Annotated in this window: 17 protein-coding genes; 9 read left to right on the plus strand and 8 right to left on the minus strand. The window is 71.1% G+C overall.

Annotated features, from left to right (window positions below):
• Positions 1 to 6: 6 nt before the first annotated feature.
• The 3 genes from BO39_RS20130 to BO39_RS20140 all read right to left on the minus strand — a co-directional run bounded on the left by BO39_RS20130 (position 7) and on the right by BO39_RS20140 (position 5008).
• Positions 7 to 1428, minus strand: a complete 1422-nt coding sequence (locus BO39_RS20130; protein ID WP_043836800.1) for an MBOAT family O-acyltransferase — start codon at positions 1426 to 1428, stop codon at positions 7 to 9.
• 203 nt (positions 1429 to 1631) lie between these two features.
• Positions 1632 to 3407 carry an adenine deaminase gene (locus BO39_RS20135; protein WP_043836802.1) on the minus strand — a complete coding sequence of 592 codons (1776 nt, stop codon included), beginning with the start codon at positions 3405 to 3407 and terminating at the stop codon, positions 1632 to 1634.
• Positions 3404 to 5008, minus strand: a complete 1605-nt coding sequence (locus BO39_RS20140; RefSeq protein WP_245615287.1) for an ABC transporter substrate-binding protein — start codon at positions 5006 to 5008, stop codon at positions 3404 to 3406. The genes BO39_RS20135 and BO39_RS20140 overlap by 4 nt, the downstream gene beginning before the upstream one ends.
• 31 nt (positions 5009 to 5039) lie before the next feature.
• Here BO39_RS20140 and BO39_RS20145 point away from each other — a divergent pair, with 31 nt between their 5' ends.
• From BO39_RS20145 to BO39_RS20155, 3 genes are all read left to right on the plus strand, one after another.
• Entirely contained in the window at positions 5040 to 6218 is a 1179-nt protein-coding gene (locus BO39_RS20145; RefSeq protein ID WP_043836804.1) for an amidohydrolase, read from the plus strand.
• Entirely contained in the window at positions 6215 to 7162 is a 948-nt protein-coding gene (locus tag BO39_RS20150; RefSeq protein ID WP_043836806.1) for a nucleoside hydrolase, read from the plus strand. Before BO39_RS20145 ends, BO39_RS20150 begins: the two co-directional genes overlap by 4 nt.
• Positions 7163 to 7224: 62 nt before the next feature.
• The gene (locus tag BO39_RS20155; protein WP_043836808.1) at positions 7225 to 7956 is read left to right on the plus strand and encodes a glycerophosphodiester phosphodiesterase; all 732 of its coding nucleotides are present in this window, start codon (positions 7225 to 7227) and stop codon (positions 7954 to 7956) included.
• A gap of 39 nt (positions 7957 to 7995) precedes the next feature.
• Here the strand turns inward: BO39_RS20155 and BO39_RS20160 are convergent, their stop codons facing one another.
• Complete coding sequence (locus BO39_RS20160) at positions 7996 to 9588, minus strand: MFS transporter (RefSeq protein WP_043836810.1); 1593 nt, start codon at positions 9586 to 9588, stop codon at positions 7996 to 7998.
• A gap of 117 nt (positions 9589 to 9705) precedes the next feature.
• Here BO39_RS20160 and BO39_RS20165 point away from each other — a divergent pair, with 117 nt between their 5' ends.
• Positions 9706 to 11421 carry an ABC transporter ATP-binding protein gene (locus BO39_RS20165; protein WP_043836811.1) on the plus strand — a complete coding sequence of 572 codons (1716 nt, stop codon included), beginning with the start codon at positions 9706 to 9708 and terminating at the stop codon, positions 11419 to 11421.
• 81 nt (positions 11422 to 11502) lie between these two features.
• On the plus strand, positions 11503 to 11832 hold the full coding sequence (locus BO39_RS20170; RefSeq protein WP_043836813.1) for an Mpo1-like protein: 330 nt from the start codon (positions 11503 to 11505) through the stop codon (positions 11830 to 11832).
• A 4-nt stretch (positions 11833 to 11836) separates the two neighbouring features.
• Here BO39_RS20170 and BO39_RS20175 read toward each other — a convergent pair whose 3' ends face one another.
• From BO39_RS20175 to rutC, 3 genes are read right to left on the minus strand one after another with little or no spacing between them, the layout of a single operon-like run.
• Positions 11837 to 12505 carry an SDR family NAD(P)-dependent oxidoreductase gene (locus tag BO39_RS20175; protein WP_043836815.1) on the minus strand — a complete coding sequence of 223 codons (669 nt, stop codon included), beginning with the start codon at positions 12503 to 12505 and terminating at the stop codon, positions 11837 to 11839.
• Complete coding sequence (gene rutD / locus BO39_RS20180) at positions 12502 to 13275, minus strand: pyrimidine utilization protein D (RefSeq protein WP_043836817.1); 774 nt, start codon at positions 13273 to 13275, stop codon at positions 12502 to 12504. Before rutD ends, BO39_RS20175 begins: the two co-directional genes overlap by 4 nt.
• Entirely contained in the window at positions 13272 to 13658 is a 387-nt protein-coding gene (gene rutC / locus BO39_RS20185) for a pyrimidine utilization protein C (RefSeq protein ID WP_043836820.1), read from the minus strand. Before rutC ends, rutD begins: the two co-directional genes overlap by 4 nt.
• A 125-nt stretch (positions 13659 to 13783) precedes the next feature.
• Here rutC and BO39_RS20190 point away from each other — a divergent pair, with 125 nt between their 5' ends.
• Positions 13784 to 14734 (plus strand): 2-dehydro-3-deoxygalactonokinase, encoded by a 951-nt coding sequence (locus BO39_RS20190; protein WP_043836822.1) that lies wholly within the window; start codon positions 13784 to 13786, stop codon positions 14732 to 14734.
• On the plus strand, positions 14731 to 15363 hold the full coding sequence (locus BO39_RS20195) for a 2-dehydro-3-deoxy-6-phosphogalactonate aldolase (protein ID WP_420493646.1): 633 nt from the start codon (positions 14731 to 14733) through the stop codon (positions 15361 to 15363). Before BO39_RS20190 ends, BO39_RS20195 begins: the two co-directional genes overlap by 4 nt.
• Before the next feature lie 10 nt (positions 15364 to 15373).
• On the opposite strand, the gene BO39_RS20200 is transcribed toward BO39_RS20195, so the two are convergent.
• Positions 15374 to 16660: an NCS2 family permease gene (locus BO39_RS20200; protein WP_281175583.1), complete on the minus strand. Its 1287-nt coding sequence runs from the start codon at positions 16658 to 16660 to the stop codon at positions 15374 to 15376.
• Between the two features lie 254 nt (positions 16661 to 16914).
• Between BO39_RS20200 and BO39_RS20205 the strand changes: the two genes are divergently transcribed.
• Both BO39_RS20205 and BO39_RS20210 read left to right on the plus strand, forming a co-directional pair.
• Complete coding sequence (locus tag BO39_RS20205) at positions 16915 to 17895, plus strand: S1C family serine protease (protein ID WP_043836824.1); 981 nt, start codon at positions 16915 to 16917, stop codon at positions 17893 to 17895.
• Positions 17896 to 18000: 105 nt separating this feature from the next.
• Positions 18001 to 18330: dihydroxy-acid dehydratase domain-containing protein (locus BO39_RS20210; protein ID WP_043836827.1), on the plus strand; the 330-nt coding region annotated here is incomplete at its 3' end.

The raw sequence follows: 18330 nt of genomic DNA on the forward strand, positions 1-18330 counted from the left end.
TCGCCCTCAGAACTGGAAGTAGAGGAAGGGGACGGCGGCGCGGCTGTAGAGCAGCACGACGCCGAGAAGGAAGCCGAGAAGCGGGGCGGTCACCCAGAGCCCGCGCCAGACGGGGCCCATCGCCTCGGGCGGCCGCTGGAAGGGCAGACGGGCGCCCAGCAGCGGCAGGTAGATGATCACCACTGCGATGAGCATCGTCCACCACTGGTCCGGCGTGACCTGCCAGGCGAGCGCGTCGCTCAGCGCGGCGCCGTTCAGCCCGAGCATCCCGCCATACATGGTGCCGGCGTTGCCGATGTCGTGCGCGCGGAACACGACCCAGCCGATGATGGCGGCGAGCATCGTGAGGGCATTGCCGAGCGCGTAGTTCATCGGCCGGTTGCCCGCCGCTTGCCAGAGCCGGTGCAGCGCGAGCAGCCCACCGTGCCAGGCGCCCCAGACGATGAAGGTCCAGTTCGCGCCGTGCCAGAGGCCGCCGATCACCATAGTCAGGAAGAGGTTGAGATAGGTGCGAAAGGCCCCGCGCCGGTTCCCGCCGAGCGAAATGTAGAGGTAGTCGCGCAGGAAGCGCGACAGCGTCATGTGCCAGCGCTGCCAGAAGGCCTGGATGGAACCCGAGAGATAGGGGTGGTTGAAGTTCTCGGGGAAGTGGAAGCCGATCATCAGCGCGAGGCCGATGGCCATGGCCGAGTAGCCCGCGAAATCGAAGTAGAGCTGCAGCGTGTAGGCGATGGCGCCCGCCCAGGCATCGGCCAGCGTCGGCGCGGGCAGGGCGAAGGCGGCGTCGGCCACCAGCGCCACCGTGTCCGCGAGGCAGACCTTCATCGCGAAGCCGATCATGAAGCGCCGCGCGCCGGTGCCGAATTGCGCGAGCGTGTGCGGGCGGGAGACGAGCTCGTCCTTGATCTCGGCGTAGCGCACGATGGGGCCGGCGATGAGCTGGCTGAAGATCGCCTTGTAGGTGGCGTAGTCCACGAGCTTCTTCGTGACGGGCACCGTGCCGCGCCAGATATCCGTAAGGTAGGAGACGGACTGGAGCACGTAGAAGGACAAGCCGATCGGCAGGATGATCTCGGTCCAGGGAACAGGGTCGAGGCCGACGGCGGCGCGGATGTCGTTGAAGGCGCCGACGCCGAAATTCGCGTATTTGAAATAGGCGAGTACGCCGAGATTGCCCGCGAGGCCGACCACGAGCAGACAGGTGCCCAGCCGCGTCCTTGGCCCAACCGCGTCCATCCAGCGCACGGTGTAGAAGGTGAAGACCGTGCAGAGGATGAGCAGCAGCAGGAAGTCCACCCGCCACCAGGCGTAGAAGGCCCAGGAGAGGATGAGGATGGGCCAATTCCGATATCGGAACGGTGTCAGGAAGTAGACGGCAAAGAAGAGGGGAAGAAAGAGGCAGAGAAACTCGAAGGAGGCGAAGATCATCGGGCGCCGCAGCCCCCGTCGCGCCCGGCCGGGCCTTGAGTCCGCAGCATCAGGATCCCCCTCGGCCGGCCCATGACGCGCAGAGGGCCCTCAAACCCTCCTCCCCAGGAGGGCAGCCGCGGGTTTAGTTCACGATCTCGTGTTTGCGCAATGAGAAGAAGTCAGGCACGGGCGGCGCGCTCGGCCCACCCGTGCGAATGCCGTCAGCCTGTGGCAGCGAGGACAGGCTCGGCCGGATCGCGAAGTGCGCCGGTTCCTCCATCCGAAATTCCGAGATCGGTCGGGTGCGGGCCCGGATTGCAGGCAAGCGAGATGCCGGTGATGCCGCGGAAGACGCGGAAGGGCGGCTTCCAGTCCATCACCCGATCGGCCGCCACGCGCAACCGCGCGAAGGCCGCCGCGGTCTCAGCCGGAGGGGTCTCCGCGAGAAGGCCGGCGATGGGCAAGGGCATGACGGCGAGCACGTTGCCCCCCTGCGCCACGGCCATGCCGCCTCCGCTGGCGATGAGGGCGTTGGCCGCCACCGCCATGTCCTCAGGGTCGCGCCCAACGACGAGCAGGTTGTGGTTGTCGTGGCTGATCGTGGTGGCGACGGCGCCGCGCGGCTCGCCCCAGCCATCCGCCAGGCAGACCACGGGCGACGGGTCTCGCCTTCCGTGGCGATGCAGCACCGCGATCAGCGCGTGTCCCGGCGGGACTGAGGCGATGCCGTCCGCGACCTCGACCTCGGCCTCCGCCCAGTGGACCACGCGGGCGCCGCCGACCACCGGCAGCCGGACGCGGCCGTTCGCCACCCCATGGGGTCGCAGCGCGAAGGCCTCCGGCGGTTGGGGTGGGATGTGGACGGTATCGCGGGGGGAGGCGGCGGGCAGGTCGCGGGGCAGGGCGGTCAGCATGGTCCCGTCCCGCGCCACCAGGCGTCCGCCGACATACACGCGCTCCACCACCATCCCCGGCAGGTCCGACAACACGACGACCTCGGCCAGCCGGCCGGGTGCGAGGAGGCCGATATCGTCCCGCTTCAGCCGCATGGCGGCGTTCAGCGTCGCCATCTTCAGCACGTGGATTGGCGGCAGGCCGTAGCCCACGAGCCGCGCGAGCGTGTCGCGCAGGCCGCCCTTCTCCACCAGTTCGTCGGGAAAGATGTCGTCCGTGCAGGTGACGAGGGTAGGCGGCAGGGCGGGCAGGGCCTTGATCGCGGCCACCACCCCCGGCAGCACCGCGTCGTGGCTTCCCCGCAGCTCCACCGTCAGCCCGGCACGGAGTTTCTGGAGGAAGTCCTCCGGCCCCATGATCTCGTGGTCCGAGGTCACGCCGGAGGCGACGTAGGCCTGCAGCGCCGGGCCGACCAGGTCGCGGGCGTGGCCGTTCACGTTCTTGCCGGAGGCCATGCCGGCCGCGACGATGCCCTCCATCCGTGCGCTGCCGGAGAGGACGCCGGCCATGTCCATCACCTCGGCCACGCCCGAGACCTCAGCCCAGGCGAGCATCTCCGCCATCTCCTCCGGCCCGATCTCGGCGCCTGCGAGCTCAAGCCCTGGGGCGGAGGGCACGCAGGAGGGGGCGGCGACCAGCACCCGAAGCGGCAGGCCGCGTGCCCGCTCCACCGCCCATCGCACGCCGGGCACGCCGAGCACGTTGGCCAGCTCGTGCGGGTCCCAGACCGTGGTGGTCGTGCCGTGCGGCACCACCACCGAGGCGTAGTCCGCCGGGGCCATGAAGGAGGATTCGAAGTGCAGGTGGCTGTCCACGAAGCCCGGCGAGAGGAAGCGGCCGGAGAGGTCGTGCACCTCCGCGGCGTCCGAGCGCGTGCCCGGCGGGTGGACGGAGGCGATCAGCCCGCCAGTGATACCGATATCGGCTGGGCGCAGCTCCTCCAACGCCACATCCACCACTGTGCCCCCGGTGAGCAGGAGATCGAAGGGCGCCTTGCCCTGGGCGGCCCGGACGGCGGCGCGGCGGGTCTCGGCGGGGATCACGGGGCGTGCCCCGCGGACTGGGCAAGGGTCATCTCGTCGGTTCTTGCCTCGTAGGTCACGCCGCGGCGCATGGCCCAGGTGTTGACCTGAAAATACAGGGCGATGAGCGCGGTCTGCTCACGTATCGCCTGACGTGTCGCCTCCCGCGTCAGCCGGGCGCGTTCGTCGTTGTTCATCGTCGCGCGGGCGCGCTGGATCAGCGCATCGATGCCAGAATTGCTGAAGCGGCCGCGGTTGGCGGTTCCGAGGCCGAGTGAGGTATTCCAGCTATGTACTTGTGTTTCCAGCATTCCTAGAACCTCGGGGTTTGGCGAGAAGCCGGCCAGGTTCACGCTGTACTTCAATTGGGCGGCCTCGCTCAGCCAGGTGCCGCGCGGCTTGGTCTCCACCGTCGCGGCGATGCCCAGGCGCGTCCACATCTGGGCGATGGCTTGCACGACCCCCTCGTCGTTCACGAAGCGGTCGTTGGGACCGTTCACCTGCACGGCGAAGCCCTGCGGAAAACCGGCCTCCGCCAGCAGCTTGCGAGCTCCTTCCAGATCCAGCCTCTCAGCTGTCAGGTCGGGGGAGGTGCCGAAATAGCCGGGCGGGCCGAGGTCGCCGGCGGGCAGGGCTTGGCCGCGCAGGATGCGCTCCGTCAGGGCCTGGCGGTTGATCGCGAGGGAGAGCGCCCGGCGCACGCGTGCGTCGCGCAACGGGTTGGGGACGGGCGAGCCGTCCTTCGCGCGGACGAAGGGGCTTTCCGCCCGGTCGCTGTCGAGCGTGAGGAAGATGAGGCGGTTCGAGGGGCTCTCGCTCGTCGTGAAGCGCGCATCGCCCCGGAAGCGCTCGAACTGCTCGGGCGGCACGATCTCAATGAGGTCTACGTCCCCCGCGCTGAGGGCCGCGACGCGGGCAGCGGCGGCGGGGATGGGGCGGAACTCAACCCTGGCATAGGCGGGGGTGGCTCCGTGGAAGGCGGGGTTGCGCTCCGCCACGAAGGGGCTGCCGGGCTGCCAGGAGACGTGGCGGAAGGGTCCGGTCCCGATCATGGCACGGCCCGCGTTGTAGTCGGCGGTGGTCGCGCCCTCGCCGTGCTTCTTCGAGACGATCATCACCAGGGCGAGGTTGTTCGCCAGCAGCGGCGTCGGCACCCGCGTGCGGATGCGGACCACCCCGCCGCCCGCATCCTCCACGGCCGTCACCACCCGTGTCGCGTAGCCGAAGGAGGAGGGCGAGTTGGGCACGTTGCCCGCCCGCTGGATGGTGAAGGCCACGTCCTCCGCCGTGACAGGAGCGCCGTCGTGGAAGCGGGCCTGGGGGTCGATGGTGAACTCCCAGGTAAGGTCGTCCACCACCCGCCAGGCGCTCGCGATAGCCGGGCGGAGCTCCTGCCGCGCGTCCTGCTGCACCAGCGGTTGAAAGACGTGGCGGGCAAAGGCGATGTTGGTGATAAGGCTCGCGTAGTGCGGGTCGAGGCTGGTGGGGCCGGACTCGACGCCGATGCGGAGGAGATCCTGGGCGCCCGCGGCTCCCGGCAGGACCATCGCGGCGGCAAGAAGGGCGGCGCGCAGGCGCATCGGGACCTCGGGCATCTGGTGGTGAAGGGGGCAAGCTGGCATGGTCCGCCGCACCCCCGCAACGGAGCCGCCCATGCCCAGGCCCATGGCCCTGGAGCCGTTCGCCGAAGCCATGACGGCCTGGCGCCGGGACCTGCACGCCCATCCGGAGCTCGGCTTCGAGGAGCACCGCACCGCCGCCCTCGTCGCGCGGGAGCTGCGCGCGGCGGGGATCGCGGTGGAGGAGGGGATCGCGGGCACGGGCGTCGTCGGGACGATCCGGGGAGCGGCAGGCAACCGCGCGATCGGGTTGCGCGCGGACATGGACGCGCTGGCCATGGCGGAGATGACCAGCGCGCCCTGGGCGAGCCTCACGCCCGGCCGGATGCATGCCTGTGGGCATGACGGGCACACGGCGATGCTGCTCGGCGCCGCGAAGTGGCTTGCCGGAAACCGGGACCGCTTCGCCGGCACCGTCCACCTCATCTTCCAGCCCGCCGAGGAATCGCGCGGCGGGGCGCAAGCGATGCTCGCGGCGGGGCTGTTCGAGCGCTTCCCCGTTGATGCCGTCTACGCCATGCACAACCTGCCGGGCCTGCCGCTCGGCACGGTCGCGGTGCCGAAGGGCGCCGTCCTCGCGAGTTCCGATACCTGGGAGGTGACCTTCCGCGGGCGTGGCACGCACGGGGCGAAGCCGCATCTCGGCACCGACGCGACGCTCGCCGCCGCCGCCTTCATCCTGGCTCTCCAGACGGTGGTGGCGCGGGAGCTGGACCCGCTCGGGGTGGGGGTGGTCAGCGTCGGCCATCTCGCGGCCGGCCATCCGGAAGCGCCGAACGTCATTCCGGCGGAGGTGCTGGTGCGCGGAACCGCGCGGGCGCTCTCGGCCCCCGTGCGCGACCTGCTTGAGGCGCGGATCGGCGGCATCGCGCGCGGCACCGCCGCCACGCACGGAGTAGCGGCGGAGCCGATCTATAACCGTCGCCTGCCGCCGACCGTGAACCACCCCGCCCAGGCCGCGCTGATGCATCGGGCCGCGTCCGCGGCGGTGGGTGCCGATCGGGCGCTGGACGACCACCCGCCGATCACCGCGGGCGAGGACTTCGCCTGCATGCTCGAGGCCCGACCGGGCGCTTACGCGTGGCTCGGCACGGGCGATCCCGCCCATCCTGAAGGCTGGCACCACAATCCGCGCTTCGACTTCAACGACGCGGCGCTGACCGCCGGCGCCGCCCTGTTCTGCGGCATCGTCGAGGCGGAGCTGGGGGCTTGAGCGGCGCCCCGCCGGCCGGGCGCCGGGCCGTCATCATCGACTGCGATCCCGGCACGGACGACGCCCTTGCCCTCTGGCTCGCCATGGCCTCGCCGGAGATCGACCTGCGGCTGGTGACGGTGGTGGGTGGCAATGCGGGGCTCGCGCGCACCGTGGCGAATGCGCGCGCCGTGGTTGGGCTGGGCGGCGTTCCCGTCCCGGTGGTGCCCGGGGCCGAGCGGCCCCTGCGCGGCTGCTTCGCGGGGGAGCGGGCGGTGCACGGCGATGACGGGCTGGCCGGCGTGGTCCTGCCGGAGGGGCCGCCGGCCGTCGCGGCGCTCGCGGCCGACGCGATCCGCGCCGTGCTCCGCGATGCCGCGCCGGGGAGCGTCACGCTCGTCGGCATCGGGCCCGTGACCAACCTCGCCCTCGCGCTCGCGACCGAGCCCGCTCTGGCCGGGCGGGTGCGGGAGATCGTGCTGATGGGCGGCGCCTGGGGGGAGGGGAACTGGACTCCCTCCGCCGAGTTCAACGCGGCGAGCGACCCGGAGGCGCTGGACATTCTCCTCTCCCTCGGTCCGCCCGTCACGCTGGTGACCCTGGAACTGACCATGCAGGCGCTGGTGACGCCCGCACGGATCGAGGCGGTCCGGCGCCTTGGCCACGGGGCCTGCCTGCGGGCGGCCTGCGACATCATGGCGGCCGTTCCGCCCTCCCGTCGGCTCGGGGGCGAGGGGCACGCGCTGCACGACGCCTGCGCCATCGCCTGGCTCGTTGCCCCTGCGCTCTTCCACGCGCAGCGCGCGGCGGTGGAGGTGGATTGCGGCCCCAGTCCTGCGCGCGGTCGCACGCATGTGGACCGCTGGGGCCGGAGCGGGGTGGAGCCGCGGGTGACGCTGCCCGAGACCCTCGACGCGGAGGGCTTCTTCGCGCTGCTCGGCGCGCGCCTCGCCCGCCTGCCCTGACGCCTGGAAGCCCGGCGGGCCCCGTGCTACCGCGCGGCGCCACCGCAGGGGAGGAAGCGAGCTTGACCGAGATCATCGCGCATCGGGGCGGCGCCATCCTCTGGCCCGAGAACAGCCTCCAGGCCTTCCGCGGCGCCATTGCCGCCGGGGCGGACGCGGTGGAGTGCGACGTCCACCTCTCTGCCGACGGCGAGGCGATGGTGATGCACGACGCCACGCTCGACCGCACGAGCAACTGCCGCGGCGCGCTCGCCGAGCGCAGTGCGGCGGAACTGGCCGCGCTGCACCTCATTGGTGCGGGCGGGGAGGGGGTGCCACGGCTTTCCGAGCTGCTCGAGCTCGTGGCCACCGGGCACGGCGGGCTCCAGGTGGAGGTGAAAGCCGACCGGAACGGCCGGCTCGACCTGCCGCTGCTGGAGAAGGTGCTGGCCGCGCTGGACCGGACGGGGCTTCGCCCGCGCACCGAGATCATCGTCTTCGAAGCGGAGGTGGCCGCCGCCGCCGTGGCCGCCAGTGGGCTGCGCAACGTTGCCTGGCTCTTCAGCCCCCCGATGATCCGCCATATCGGGCTGGAGGGAATCCTTGCCACCGCGCGCCGCACCGGTGTCCGCATGGTGGAGACGCACGAGGCCGCGATGGATGCCGAGCTGCTTGGCGCCTTTCGCGGCGCGGGGCTGCGCGTCGGGGCCTGGGGGGCGAACCACGCGCCCTCGATCCGCCGGATGCTGGATCTCGACCTGGATGCCATCGCGACGGATGATCCGGTGCTGGCGCTCTCGCTTCGGGCAGCCTGAGGCGGCGCCCGCAGGCCCCGGACGGCGGGCGAGGGCGGATCAAACCGATAGCTGCACGAAGCGCTCCGCCTCCGGCTTCGTGCCCTCGATCTGAAAGGCGACCGCCGCGGCGAGGATGGCGTGGTCGGCCTCGCTCAGCCGCGACTGTTCGCGCAGGTGGTCCGACCAAGACCGGACTGCCCAGAGTTCCACGTAACGTTCGGGGTGGGCCACGTCCTCGTAGAGGCGCCAGACAATGGCGCCGGCGCGGAGGCGCACGCCGCGGACCTCGGCCATGGATCGAAGGAAGGCGTCCCGAGAGGCGGTGGGCACCGCGTAGCGGACGGATTCGAGCACCCGCCCCTCGTCCCCGCGGAGAGCGGGGAGGAGTTCGGCCGCGGGGGCATCGGGCTGCGGTTCTGCCAGGTTGGTGGCGGAGGGGAGGGACGGCGGCGCCTCGAGCGGAAGGCGGCGGACGGCGAAGGCGAGGACGATGCTGGTCACCCCGAAGGCGATGAGCGTCGCCGGAATGCCGATCATCTCCGCCCCGACCCCGCCCAGCACCGTGCCCGCCGCCATGGCGCCGAAGGTGCAGACCTGGAACAGCCCGATCGCCCTCGCCCGCACCCAAGGTCGCGCGCCGAGCTGCGACGAGGCCGAAAGGGTCGAGGTCATCCCGAGCCAGAAGGCGCCGTAGAGGAGCATCGCGATCCCAGCCAGCACCCAGTGGCGGGCGAGGGCGAGGAGAATGATCGAGGCGCCCACGCCGCTTGAGCAGGCGACAACGGTGGCCGAGCGGCTGAGCCGGTTGCGGAGCGCCGGCAGCCAGAAGCTGGCGGCGACCGCGCCCACGCCCATGGCGCCGAGCATCAGCCCGAAGGCCGAGGGGCCGAGGCCGAGCCGGAACCGCACGATCAGCGGCAGGAGCGCCCAGACCGCCGAGCCCGCAAAGAAGGCGAGGGTGGAGCGGATGATGACGCCGCGCATCACCGGGCTGGCCAGGACGTAGCGCACGCCGCTCCCGATAGCCGGGAGAAGGCGCTCCTTCGGCGTCGTGTCCTGCTCCGGCACGCGCTTCCAGAAGAAGAGGGCGGTGATGAGGACAAGGAAGCAGGCGGCGTTGAGGCCGAAGGCGACTTCCGCCCCCGCCCAGCCGAGCACCACGCCGCCGAGGGCGGGGCCGATCGCCCGGGCGAGGTTGAAGCCCATGGCGTTCAGCACGATGGCCTGCACGAGGTCCGTGCGGGGGACGAGTTCCGGAGTGGTGGCCGCGAAGGCCGGGAAGTTCGCCGCCGCCCCCACGCCGATGCAGAAGGTGAGGGCCAGCAGGCCCCAGGGCCCGAGCAGCCCGGCGCCTGTGAGGACGCAGAGTAGGAGGGCGGTGCCGAAGATCCAGAACTGGGTCAGCAGCAGGAAGCGGCGGCGGTCCATGATGTCCGCAAGCGCGCCCGCCGGCAGGGCGAGGAGGAAGACGGGCAGGAGCGCGGCCACCTGCACGAGGCTGACCATGACCGGCGAGGGCGAGAGGGAGGTCATCAGCCAGCCCGCGCCCGTGCTCTGCACCCAGCCGCCGATATTGCTGACGAGGGTGGCGAACCAGAGGGTCCGGAACACAGGGTGCCGGAAGGGCACGAAGGCGGCGGGGGCGGGCATCGGAGACGGGGCGGACCGGAAGCTGCTCTCCCCCCGTGCCCGGCAATCGGGCGGCTCGCAAGGGGGGCCGGGAGGATCCTTCGTGCGGTGCGGCACGGGGGCTGCTAAGGGGCGCTCATGCTTCGACGCTTCTTCTCCTACTACCGGCCGCACCGGCGGCTGTTCCTGCTCGACTTCGGGTGCGCCGTGCTTTCCGGGCTGCTGGAGCTGGGCTTTCCGCTGGCGGTGAAGGCCTTCGTGGACCGGCTGCTACCAGGGCAGGACTGGGCGCTGATCGGGCTGGCCGCCGCGGGGCTGCTCGTCGTTTACCTCCTGAATGCCGGGCTGATGGCGGTGGTGACCTACTGGGGGCACATGCTCGGCATCAACATCGAGACGGAGATGCGTCGCCGAGCCTTCGCGCACCTGCAGAAGCTCTCCTTTTCCTTCTACGACAACCAGCGGACGGGGCACCTGGTCGGGCGGCTGACGAAGGACCTGGAGGAGATCGGGGAGGTGGCCCATCACGGGCCGGAGGACCTCTTCATCGCGGTAATGACCTTCGTCGGCGCCTTCGTGCTGATGTTCTCGGTGAATGCGGAGCTGGCGCTGATCACCGCGGCGGTGGTGCCGGTCACGGGCTGGCTGACGGCGCGCTACGGCGGGCGGATGACGCGGAACTGGCAGACGATCTTCGGGCGCGTGGGCGGCTTCAACGCGCGGATCGAGGAGAATGTCGGCGGTATCCGAGTGGTGCAGGCCTTCGCCAACGAGGAGCACGAGCGCGGCCTTTTCGCGCGCGACAACGAGGGCTACCGCGAGACGAAGCTCGAGGCCTACCGGCTGATGGCCGCGACGAACGCGCTCTCCTACCTCTCCATGCGGCTGACGCAGATGGTGGTGATGGTGGCCGGAAGCTGGTTCGTGCTGCACGGGCAGCTCAGCTCGGGCGGCTTTGTCGGGTTCCTGCTGCTGGTGGGCGTGTTCTTCCGGCCGGTGGAGAAGATCAACTCGGTGATCGAGACCTACCCGAAGGGGATCGCGGGGTTCCGCCGCTACACGGAACTGATGGACACGGCGCCCGACATCGAGGACCGACCGGATGCGCGCGTCGCGCCGCGTCTCTCCGGGCGTATTCGCTACGAGCGGGTGCGCTTTGCCTACGGGAAAGGCGCGCCGGTGCTGGACGGGGTGGACCTTGAGATCCTGCCCGGCGAAACGGTCGCCTTCGTCGGGCCCTCGGGCGCGGGCAAGACGACGCTCCTCTCCCTGCTGCCGCGCTTCTACGAGGTGACCGGCGGGCGCATCACGGTGGACGGAATCGACATCCGGGATCTCACCCTCGCCTCCCTGCGCGGGCAGATCGGGATCGTGCAGCAGGACGTGTTCCTTTTCGGCGGCACGGTGCGAGAGAACATCGCCTATGGCCGCCTCGGTGCCTCCGAGGAGGAGATCATGGAGGCGGCGCGCAGGGCCCGGCTGGACACCGTGATCGCCGCCCTGCCGAAGGGGCTGGACACGGTGGTCGGGGAACGGGGGGTGAAGCTCTCGGGCGGGCAGAAGCAGCGGCTGGCGATCGCGCGGATCTTTCTTCGCAACCCGCCGATCCTCATCCTCGACGAGGCCACCTCCGCGCTCGACACGGAGACGGAGCGGGCGATCCAGGCTTCGCTGACGGAGCTGTCCGAGGGGCGTACCACGCTGGTGATCGCGCACCGGCTGGCGACGATCCGGGATGCCGACCGCATCGTGGTGGTGGACGCGGCGGGCCTGGCAGAGCAGGGGCGGCACGGGGAGCTGGTGGCCTCGGGCGGAATCTACAGCCGGCTGCACAGCGCGCAGCAGGCGGGGTGAGCGGCTGCTGCTTTCGCCAGCCAGTCGGGCTATGGTCCCGATGGCTGCGTGGTCCGCGCGGCCATTCTCGGGAGGGAAGCCATGGCGGCGCGCTTCACGAGCTATGCCGAGTTCTGGCCGCATTATCTGCGCGAGCACGCGAGCCCGGTGACGCGGGGCGTGCATGTCACGGGCACGCTCATCGGCCTCGCGCTCTTCCTCGGCGGTATCCTCTTCGGCAACTGGTGGCTGGTTCTGGCGGGGGTGGTGAGCGGCTACCTCTTTGCCTGGGGCAGCCACATGCTGGTGGAGCGGAACCGGCCGGCGACCTTTAGCCATCCCCTCTGGTCGCTCGGCTCAGATCTTCGGATGGCCTGGCTGTTCCTGAGGGGACGGCTGGACCGGGAGCTGCGCCGGGCCGGTGTGTCCTGAACCGCTACCAGGGCAGGTCCTTGCCGTCGTAGTTCACGTAGGCGACGCCGCCGGCGCCCGCGCGCTTCTCCAACATATCGGTGACGCGCGGGATGCTCTGCTCGATGGAGAGCGCCGCTTCCTCGCCGCCCATCTCTGTGCGGACCCAGCCGGGGGCGGTGGCGATATAGGTGCGGCCCTCCGCGGCACGCCGCGCGGCGATGCTCTTCAGGCCGGTGTTCAGCGCGGCCTTGCTCATCCGATAAGCCTCCCAGCCGCCGGTACCGTTGCCGGCCACGCTGCCGAGGCCGGAGGACATGACCGCGACCGTTCCCTCGCGCGGGACGAGGTGGACCATGCGGTCGATCAGGTGGAGCGGCGCAAGCGCGTTGGTGAGCATCAGCCGGGCGAAGACGTCCGGCTGCACCTCGCCAATCGGGCGCTTGTCGTCGGCGATGCCGGCATTGACGAAGAGCACGTCCAGGCGGCGATCCTTCAGGGCGCGCGCGAAGGCGTCCACCCCGGCCCAGTCCGTCACGTCGAGGGTATGGACCTCCAGCTTGCCGGGCGGTGCGTCGCGCAGCGCGGCGGGGTCACGCACGGTCGCGATCACGTGCCAGCCGCGCGACAGATGCTCCTCCGCCAGCGCGCGGCCGAGGCCGCGGGAGGCGCCGACGATCAGGATGGTCTTCATGCGTCTCTCTCCAGGAAATCGATGACGGCACGGTTGAAGGGGCCGGGCTGCTCCACGGTGAAGGCGTGGCCACCGGTCTCGGTGATCCAGAGGCGGGCGTTCGGCAGGCCCTCGGCGAGGACCTGCGAGGCGGTCCAGGGCACGAGGAGGTCGTCGCGCGAGACGGTGACGAGGGTGGGGGCTGCGATGCGCGCGAGGTCGGCGCGAGCGTCGAAGGCGCGGAGTGCCGCAATCCGGCGGCGGAGGTTTTCGGCGCCCTGGAAATGCGCGGTGCCATGCGCGATCTCCGCGTCGATGCGGGTGAAGTTCGCGGCCATGTAGGGCGCGGTGTGCAGGAAGAGGGGCTGGGCCGCGACATAGGCCGCGGGCCCTTGCGCCGCGAGGATGCCGAGGCGGATGTCGAAACAGCGCTCCGAGTGCGGCTCCACCTTCGCCCAGGCGTTGACGAGCACCAGGCGGTCCAACCGCGCCGGGTGGCGGCGGGCGAGTTCGAGGCCGACGAGGCCGCCCAGGGCGTGGCCGATGAAGTGGGCGCGGGCGAGGCCGGCTTTGTCCATCACCGCCGCCACGTCGTCGGCCATGTGGCCGATGGTGTAGCCGTCCGGCAGATCCTCCGCGTTGCGGCCGGTGCCGCGCTGGTCGAAGGCGACGACCTGGAAGTGTTCCTCCAGCGCCGCGCGCTGCGGGGTCCAGAAGGCGGCAGCCCCGCCGAGGCCGGCGGAGAGAACCACCGCCGGCGCGCCGGGCTTGCCGGTGAGCTCGTATCTCATCGACCGATATGCGCGACGGTCGCGATTTCCACGAGCGCCTCGGGTTTCACCAGGCCGCACTGGATGCAGTAGCGGGCGGGCTTGTCCCCGGGGAAATACTCGGCATAGACGGCGTTCACGGCGGCGTAGTTCGCCCAGTCCGTGACGAAGATGTGGTTCATCGTCACGTCGGCCATGGTGCCGCCCGCGGCCTCGATGACGGACTTGATGAGCTCCAGCACGTGCCGCGTCTGGGCGGCGGCATCGCCGGGATGGACGACGTTGTTCTCCTTGTCGAAGGGCAGGGTGCCGGAGACGTAGAGGACGCCGTCCGCCATGGCGCCGGGCGAGAAGGGCGCGATGGGCTTGCCGGAGCCGGCGGGGATGATGGCCTTCATGGGCATGGCGGGGCTGTTCCTCTGGCTCGGTCGTTGCGCGGGTCGAACGGCGGGGCGCTGGCCTTCCCAGCCTAGGGTCGGGCGCCGTAGCCTGACCAGCCGCGGTGGCGCCGCTCCCCCACGGGAAAACCTTGCCGGAGGCTGTCCTGAACGACGCCGCGCCACGACTCATCGCGCTCGACTGGGGCACCTCCTCGCTCCGCGCCTATCTCATGGGGGAGGGCGGAGCGGTGCTGGAGACGCACCGGCTGCCGCTCGGCATCATGCAGGTGGAGGGGGGCGACTTCGCAGGCGCTTTCGAGCAGGCGGCAGGCGACTGGCGCCGGCGCTGGCGGGCGCTGCCGGCGCTGGCGGCGGGCATGATCGGCAGCGCGCAGGGCTGGGTCGAGGCGCCTTACGTGCCCTGCCCGGCGGGGCTGGAGGAACTGGCCGGCGGGCTGGTTCCGGTGCCGGGCGCGGCCCTCTCGATCATCCCGGGCGTCGTGCAGCACGGCGACGCGCCGAACGTGATGCGGGGGGAGGAGACGCAGATCCTCGGCGCCCTTTCCTCACACGGCGATGGGCGCTTCGTGATGCCGGGCACTCATTCGAAATGGGTGGAGGTCACGGGCGGCCGGATCCGTCGCTTCGAGACCCACATGACCGGCGAGCTTTTCGCGGTGCTGCGCCGGCACTCCATCCTCGGCCGCTTCGTCCGGGAGGATGACCCGCCGCCGCCGGAGGAAGTCGCGCGAGCGGCCTTCGCGCGCGGGGTCAAAGCGCTGCGCGACGCGCCGTCCGGCCTCTCGCCGCTGCTCTTCTCCGCGCGCTCGCTCGTGCTGACGGGCGGCCTCGCGCGGGAGGCGAGCCTCGACTATCTCTCCGGCCTTTTGATCGGGGAGGAGTTGCGTGCGGGGCTCCACGCGATGTCCGGCGGTCTGGCGCTGGTCGGCGATGCGGCGCTCTGTGAGCGCTATCGCCAGGCGCTCTCGATCTTCGGCGTCACTGCGGTCGAACTGCTCGGCGATACGGCCGCCGCCGGGCTTTGGCGCATCGCCGGGGCGGCCGGGCTCACCGGCGCCGGGTTGGAGAAGAATCCTTGATCCTGCAAACCTTCATGAACCAGCTGCCGCTGGTCGCGATCCTGCGCGGCGTGACGCCGGAGGAGGTGGTGCCGATCGGGCGCGCCCTGGTGGAGGCAGGGTTCTCGATCATCGAGGTTCCTCTGAACTCGCCGCGGCCGCTAGAGAGCATCCGGGCGCTGGCGGAGGCCCTCGGGCCTGATGTGCTGGTGGGCGCGGGCACCGTCCTGGCGCCGGAGGCGGTCGAGGAGGTGGCTGCGGCCGGCGGGCGGATCATCGTCATGCCGCATGGCGACCCTGCCGTGATCCGCGCCGCGAAAGCGGCCGGGCTGCTCTGCGTGCCCGGTGTCTCGACAGCCACCGAGGGCTTCGCGGCGCTTGCAGCCGGGGCGGACGCGTTGAAGCTCTTCCCGGCGGAGCTGCTGACGCCGCGCGTGCTGAAGGCGATGCTGAGCGTCTTTCCCCGCGGCACGCGCTTCCTGCCAGTGGGCGGCATCGTGCCGGAGGGAATGGGGGAGTTCGTAGCGGCGGGGGCGGCCGGCTTCGGTCTTGGTTCCGCCCTCTACAAGCCGGGCGCCACCGCGGATGAGGTGGGCGAGCGCGCCCGGCGCTTCGTGGAAGCCTGGAGGGCGCTGCGGCGGCAGGCCTGACGCCCCGCCCTCAGCTGAAGGCGAACTTCAGGGCGGAGAGCGCCGCGATCAGCCAGACGGCGCCGTGCACCTCGCCCGCCTTGCCGGCGATGACCTTGACGGCCGCGTAGACGATGAAGCCGAGGCCGATGCCCGTCGCGATGGAGAAGGTGAAGGGCATCGCCATGGCGGCGAGGATGGCCGGGATGTACTCGGTGGGATCCTCCCAGGCGAGGTCCTTCAGCGACTGGGCCATGAGGCAGGCGACGAAGATGAGCGCCGGTGCCGTCGCGAAGGCCGGGACGGAGGTCGCGAGCGGCGCGAGGAAGAGCGCGAGGAGGAAGAGCGCGCCGACGGTGAGGGCCGTCAGTCCCGTGCGCCCGCCGGCCTGGATGCCGGCGGCGCTCTCGATATAGCTGACGGTCGTCGAGGTACCGAGCGCGGCGCCGAGCATGGCGCCGCCGCTGTCCGCCATCAGCGCGCGGCCGAGGCGGGGCACCGAGCCGTCCGGCCGCATGAGGCCAGCGCGGTGCGTCGTCGCGATCAGCGTGCCCGCGTTGTCCAGCAGGTCCACCATGAAGAAGGTGCCGACCACCTGCAGCACGCCGAGGCTGAGCGCGCCCACGATGTCCATCTGAAGGAAGGTCGGGGCAAGGGAGGGTGGGGCGGAGACGACGCCGTTCAACGTGGTGAGGCCGAAGGGAAGGCCGGCGAGCGCGGTCGCCACGATGCCGATGAGGATGGCACCGGGAACCCGCCGCGCGACGAGGCCCGCGATGAGCACGAAACCCGCCGCGCCGAGCAGCACTGGGCCCGAGCGGACGGAGCCGAGCGAGACGAGGGTGGCGGGGTTCGCCACGACCAGCTTGAGGTTCTCGAGCCCGATGAGCGCAAGGAAGAAGCCGATGCCGGCGGCGATGCCGAGCTTCAGCGAGATCGGGATTCCGTTGATCAGCCATTCCCGGAAACCGGCGATGGAGACGAGGAAGAACAGCACGCCGGAGATGAAGACGGCGCCGAGCGCGACCTGCCAGGAGATGCCCATCCCTGCCACCACGGCAAAGGCAAAATAGGCGTTCAGCCCCATCCCGGGGGCGAGGGCGATGGGCAGGTTGGCGAGGAAGGCCATCAGCGCGCAGCCGATCGCCGCGGCAAGGCAGGTGGCCACGAAGGCGGCGCCCGCGTCGATCCCGGCCGTCGACATGATCTGCGGGTTCACCACGATGATGTAAGCCATGGTGAGAAAGGTGGTGAGGCCGGCGACGACCTCGCGGCGCGGGTTGGTGCCGCGCGCGGCCATGTCGAAGAAGCGGTCCACTCGTGAAAACTCCGATGTGCAGCGGCCGTCCGGTGCTACGGTGCCGCCTCTCTCGCGGCAAGGCCAGCAAGCGACGTGCCGGCTTCCTGCCCGAGGAACGGCCGTACACCCGCGGCCGGCGAGCGCCGAGCCGCCGCGGAAGCGGCGTGGGCGGAACGGCTCCTATTGCGGGGAGACAGGCCGCGTGGTCCTGACCTAGGCTCCGGCCCGACCCGGCGGGCACGATGCCGGAGCGTATCGGGGAACCAGGAAGCATGGCGCCACCAGCGGAAGGGAAGGGCGTGCCGACCTCATTGCGGCCCCACCCCGAGGATTACGGCTACGACCTCGACCTCGCGCTCTCGGCGGTGGTCGGGCTGCGCGCGCGCATCCCCGACGATGCCTTCACGGCGGCCACCCTGGGGACGGAGCGGGTGGGGAATGCGGTGCTCATCCGCGAGGACGGGCTGCTCGCCACGATCGGCTACCTCGTCACGGAGGCGGAGGAGGTCTGGCTGACCACGGCAGAGGGGCAGGCGGTGGCCGGCCACGTGATCGGCTATGACCAGGTGACGGGCTTCGGCCTTGTCCAGGCGCTCGGTAAGCTCGGGATGCCGCCGCTGCCGCTCGGCGTATCGGGCGAGGTGCCGGTCGGGGCGGACATCGTCTTCGCCGGCGCAGGCGGCCGCCCGGGCGCGCTGGCAGGGCGGGTGGTGGCAAAGCAGGAATTCGCCGGCTACTGGGAATACCTCCTCGACGAGGCGCTGTTCACGGCGCCCGCCCATCCGCACTGGAGCGGCGGGGCGGTAATCGGGCCGGACGGCGCGCTGATCGGCATCGGATCGCTCCAGCTCGGCCACGATGCCGGGGACGGGCGCGTGCGGATCCTCAACATGAGCGTTCCGATCGACCTGCTGAAGCCGATCATGGGGGAGATGCTGACGCTGGGGCGGCCCGACCGTCCACCACGGCCCTGGCTGGGCATCTCCGTCAGCGCGGACGAGGGGCAGGTGGTCATCCTCTCCACCGCGGCCCGTGGTCCGGCCGCCCGGGCCGGATTGCGGCGGGGCGACGTGGTGCTGGCCGTGGCCAAGGAGTCGGTGGCCGACCTGCCGCGCTTCTTCCGCAGCATCTGGGCGCTTGGCGAGGCCGGGGTGGATGTGCCGCTCGTCGTGGAGCGGGAGGGCGACCGCTTCGAGGTTACCGTGGCCTCCGGAGACCGGCAGCGATTTCTGAAGGCGGCGCCGCTGCACTAGCGCTGCATGGCCGGCCCGTTCCTCCGCCGGGATGCTGGCGGGGGTGCGCTGGCGGCGCGCGGTAAGTCTGCTATGTCAATCTCGCCGATGAGCGGAGGAAATGCCATGGCCGATCCCCACCTGCCTCCCGATGCGCTGGAGGCTGATCCTGGCACGGCGGGCGCTGCGCGCAGGACGGCGGCTGAGTTGCGCTCTGCGCGCTGGTTCGGGCCGGCGGACCTCCGGAGCTTCGGGCATCGCTCGCGCGCCATGCAGATGGGCTACAGCCCGGAGGAGTGGACGGGCAAGCCGGTGATTGCGATCGTCAACACCTGGTCCGACCTCAATCCCTGCCACGTGCACTTCAAGCAGCGCGTGGACGACGTCAAGCGCGGCATTCTCATGGCCGGCGGCTTCCCGGTGGAGTTGCCGGCGATCTCGGTGTCGGAAAGCTAC

Origin of the sequence: Roseomonas aerilata DSM 19363, assembly GCF_000711725.1 — a bacterium.
GTDB classification, from domain to species: Bacteria; Pseudomonadota; Alphaproteobacteria; order Acetobacterales; family Acetobacteraceae; genus Roseomonas; species Roseomonas aerilata.

Excerpts from the sequence above, each read along its gene's own strand:
- rutC (WP_043836820.1), bottom strand. The coding sequence starts at position 13,658 with ATGCCCATGAAGGCCATCATCCCCGCCGGCTCCGGCAAGCCCATCGCG.
- BO39_RS20140 (WP_245615287.1), bottom strand. The coding sequence starts at position 5,008 with ATGCCAGCTTGCCCCCTTCACCACCAGATGCCCGAGGTCCCGATGCGC.
- BO39_RS20145 (WP_043836804.1), top strand. The coding sequence starts at position 5,040 with ATGCCCAGGCCCATGGCCCTGGAGCCGTTCGCCGAAGCCATGACGGCC.
- BO39_RS20130 (WP_043836800.1), bottom strand. The coding sequence starts at position 1,428 with ATGATCTTCGCCTCCTTCGAGTTTCTCTGCCTCTTTCTTCCCCTCTTC.
- BO39_RS20160 (WP_043836810.1), bottom strand. The coding sequence starts at position 9,588 with ATGCCCGCCCCCGCCGCCTTCGTGCCCTTCCGGCACCCTGTGTTCCGG.
- rutD (WP_043836817.1), bottom strand. The coding sequence starts at position 13,275 with ATGAGATACGAGCTCACCGGCAAGCCCGGCGCGCCGGCGGTGGTTCTC.
- BO39_RS20165 (WP_043836811.1), top strand. The coding sequence starts at position 9,706 with ATGCTTCGACGCTTCTTCTCCTACTACCGGCCGCACCGGCGGCTGTTC.
- BO39_RS20175 (WP_043836815.1), bottom strand. The coding sequence starts at position 12,505 with ATGAAGACCATCCTGATCGTCGGCGCCTCCCGCGGCCTCGGCCGCGCG.
- BO39_RS20205 (WP_043836824.1), top strand. The coding sequence starts at position 16,915 with ATGGCGCCACCAGCGGAAGGGAAGGGCGTGCCGACCTCATTGCGGCCC.
- BO39_RS20170 (WP_043836813.1), top strand. The coding sequence starts at position 11,503 with ATGGCGGCGCGCTTCACGAGCTATGCCGAGTTCTGGCCGCATTATCTG.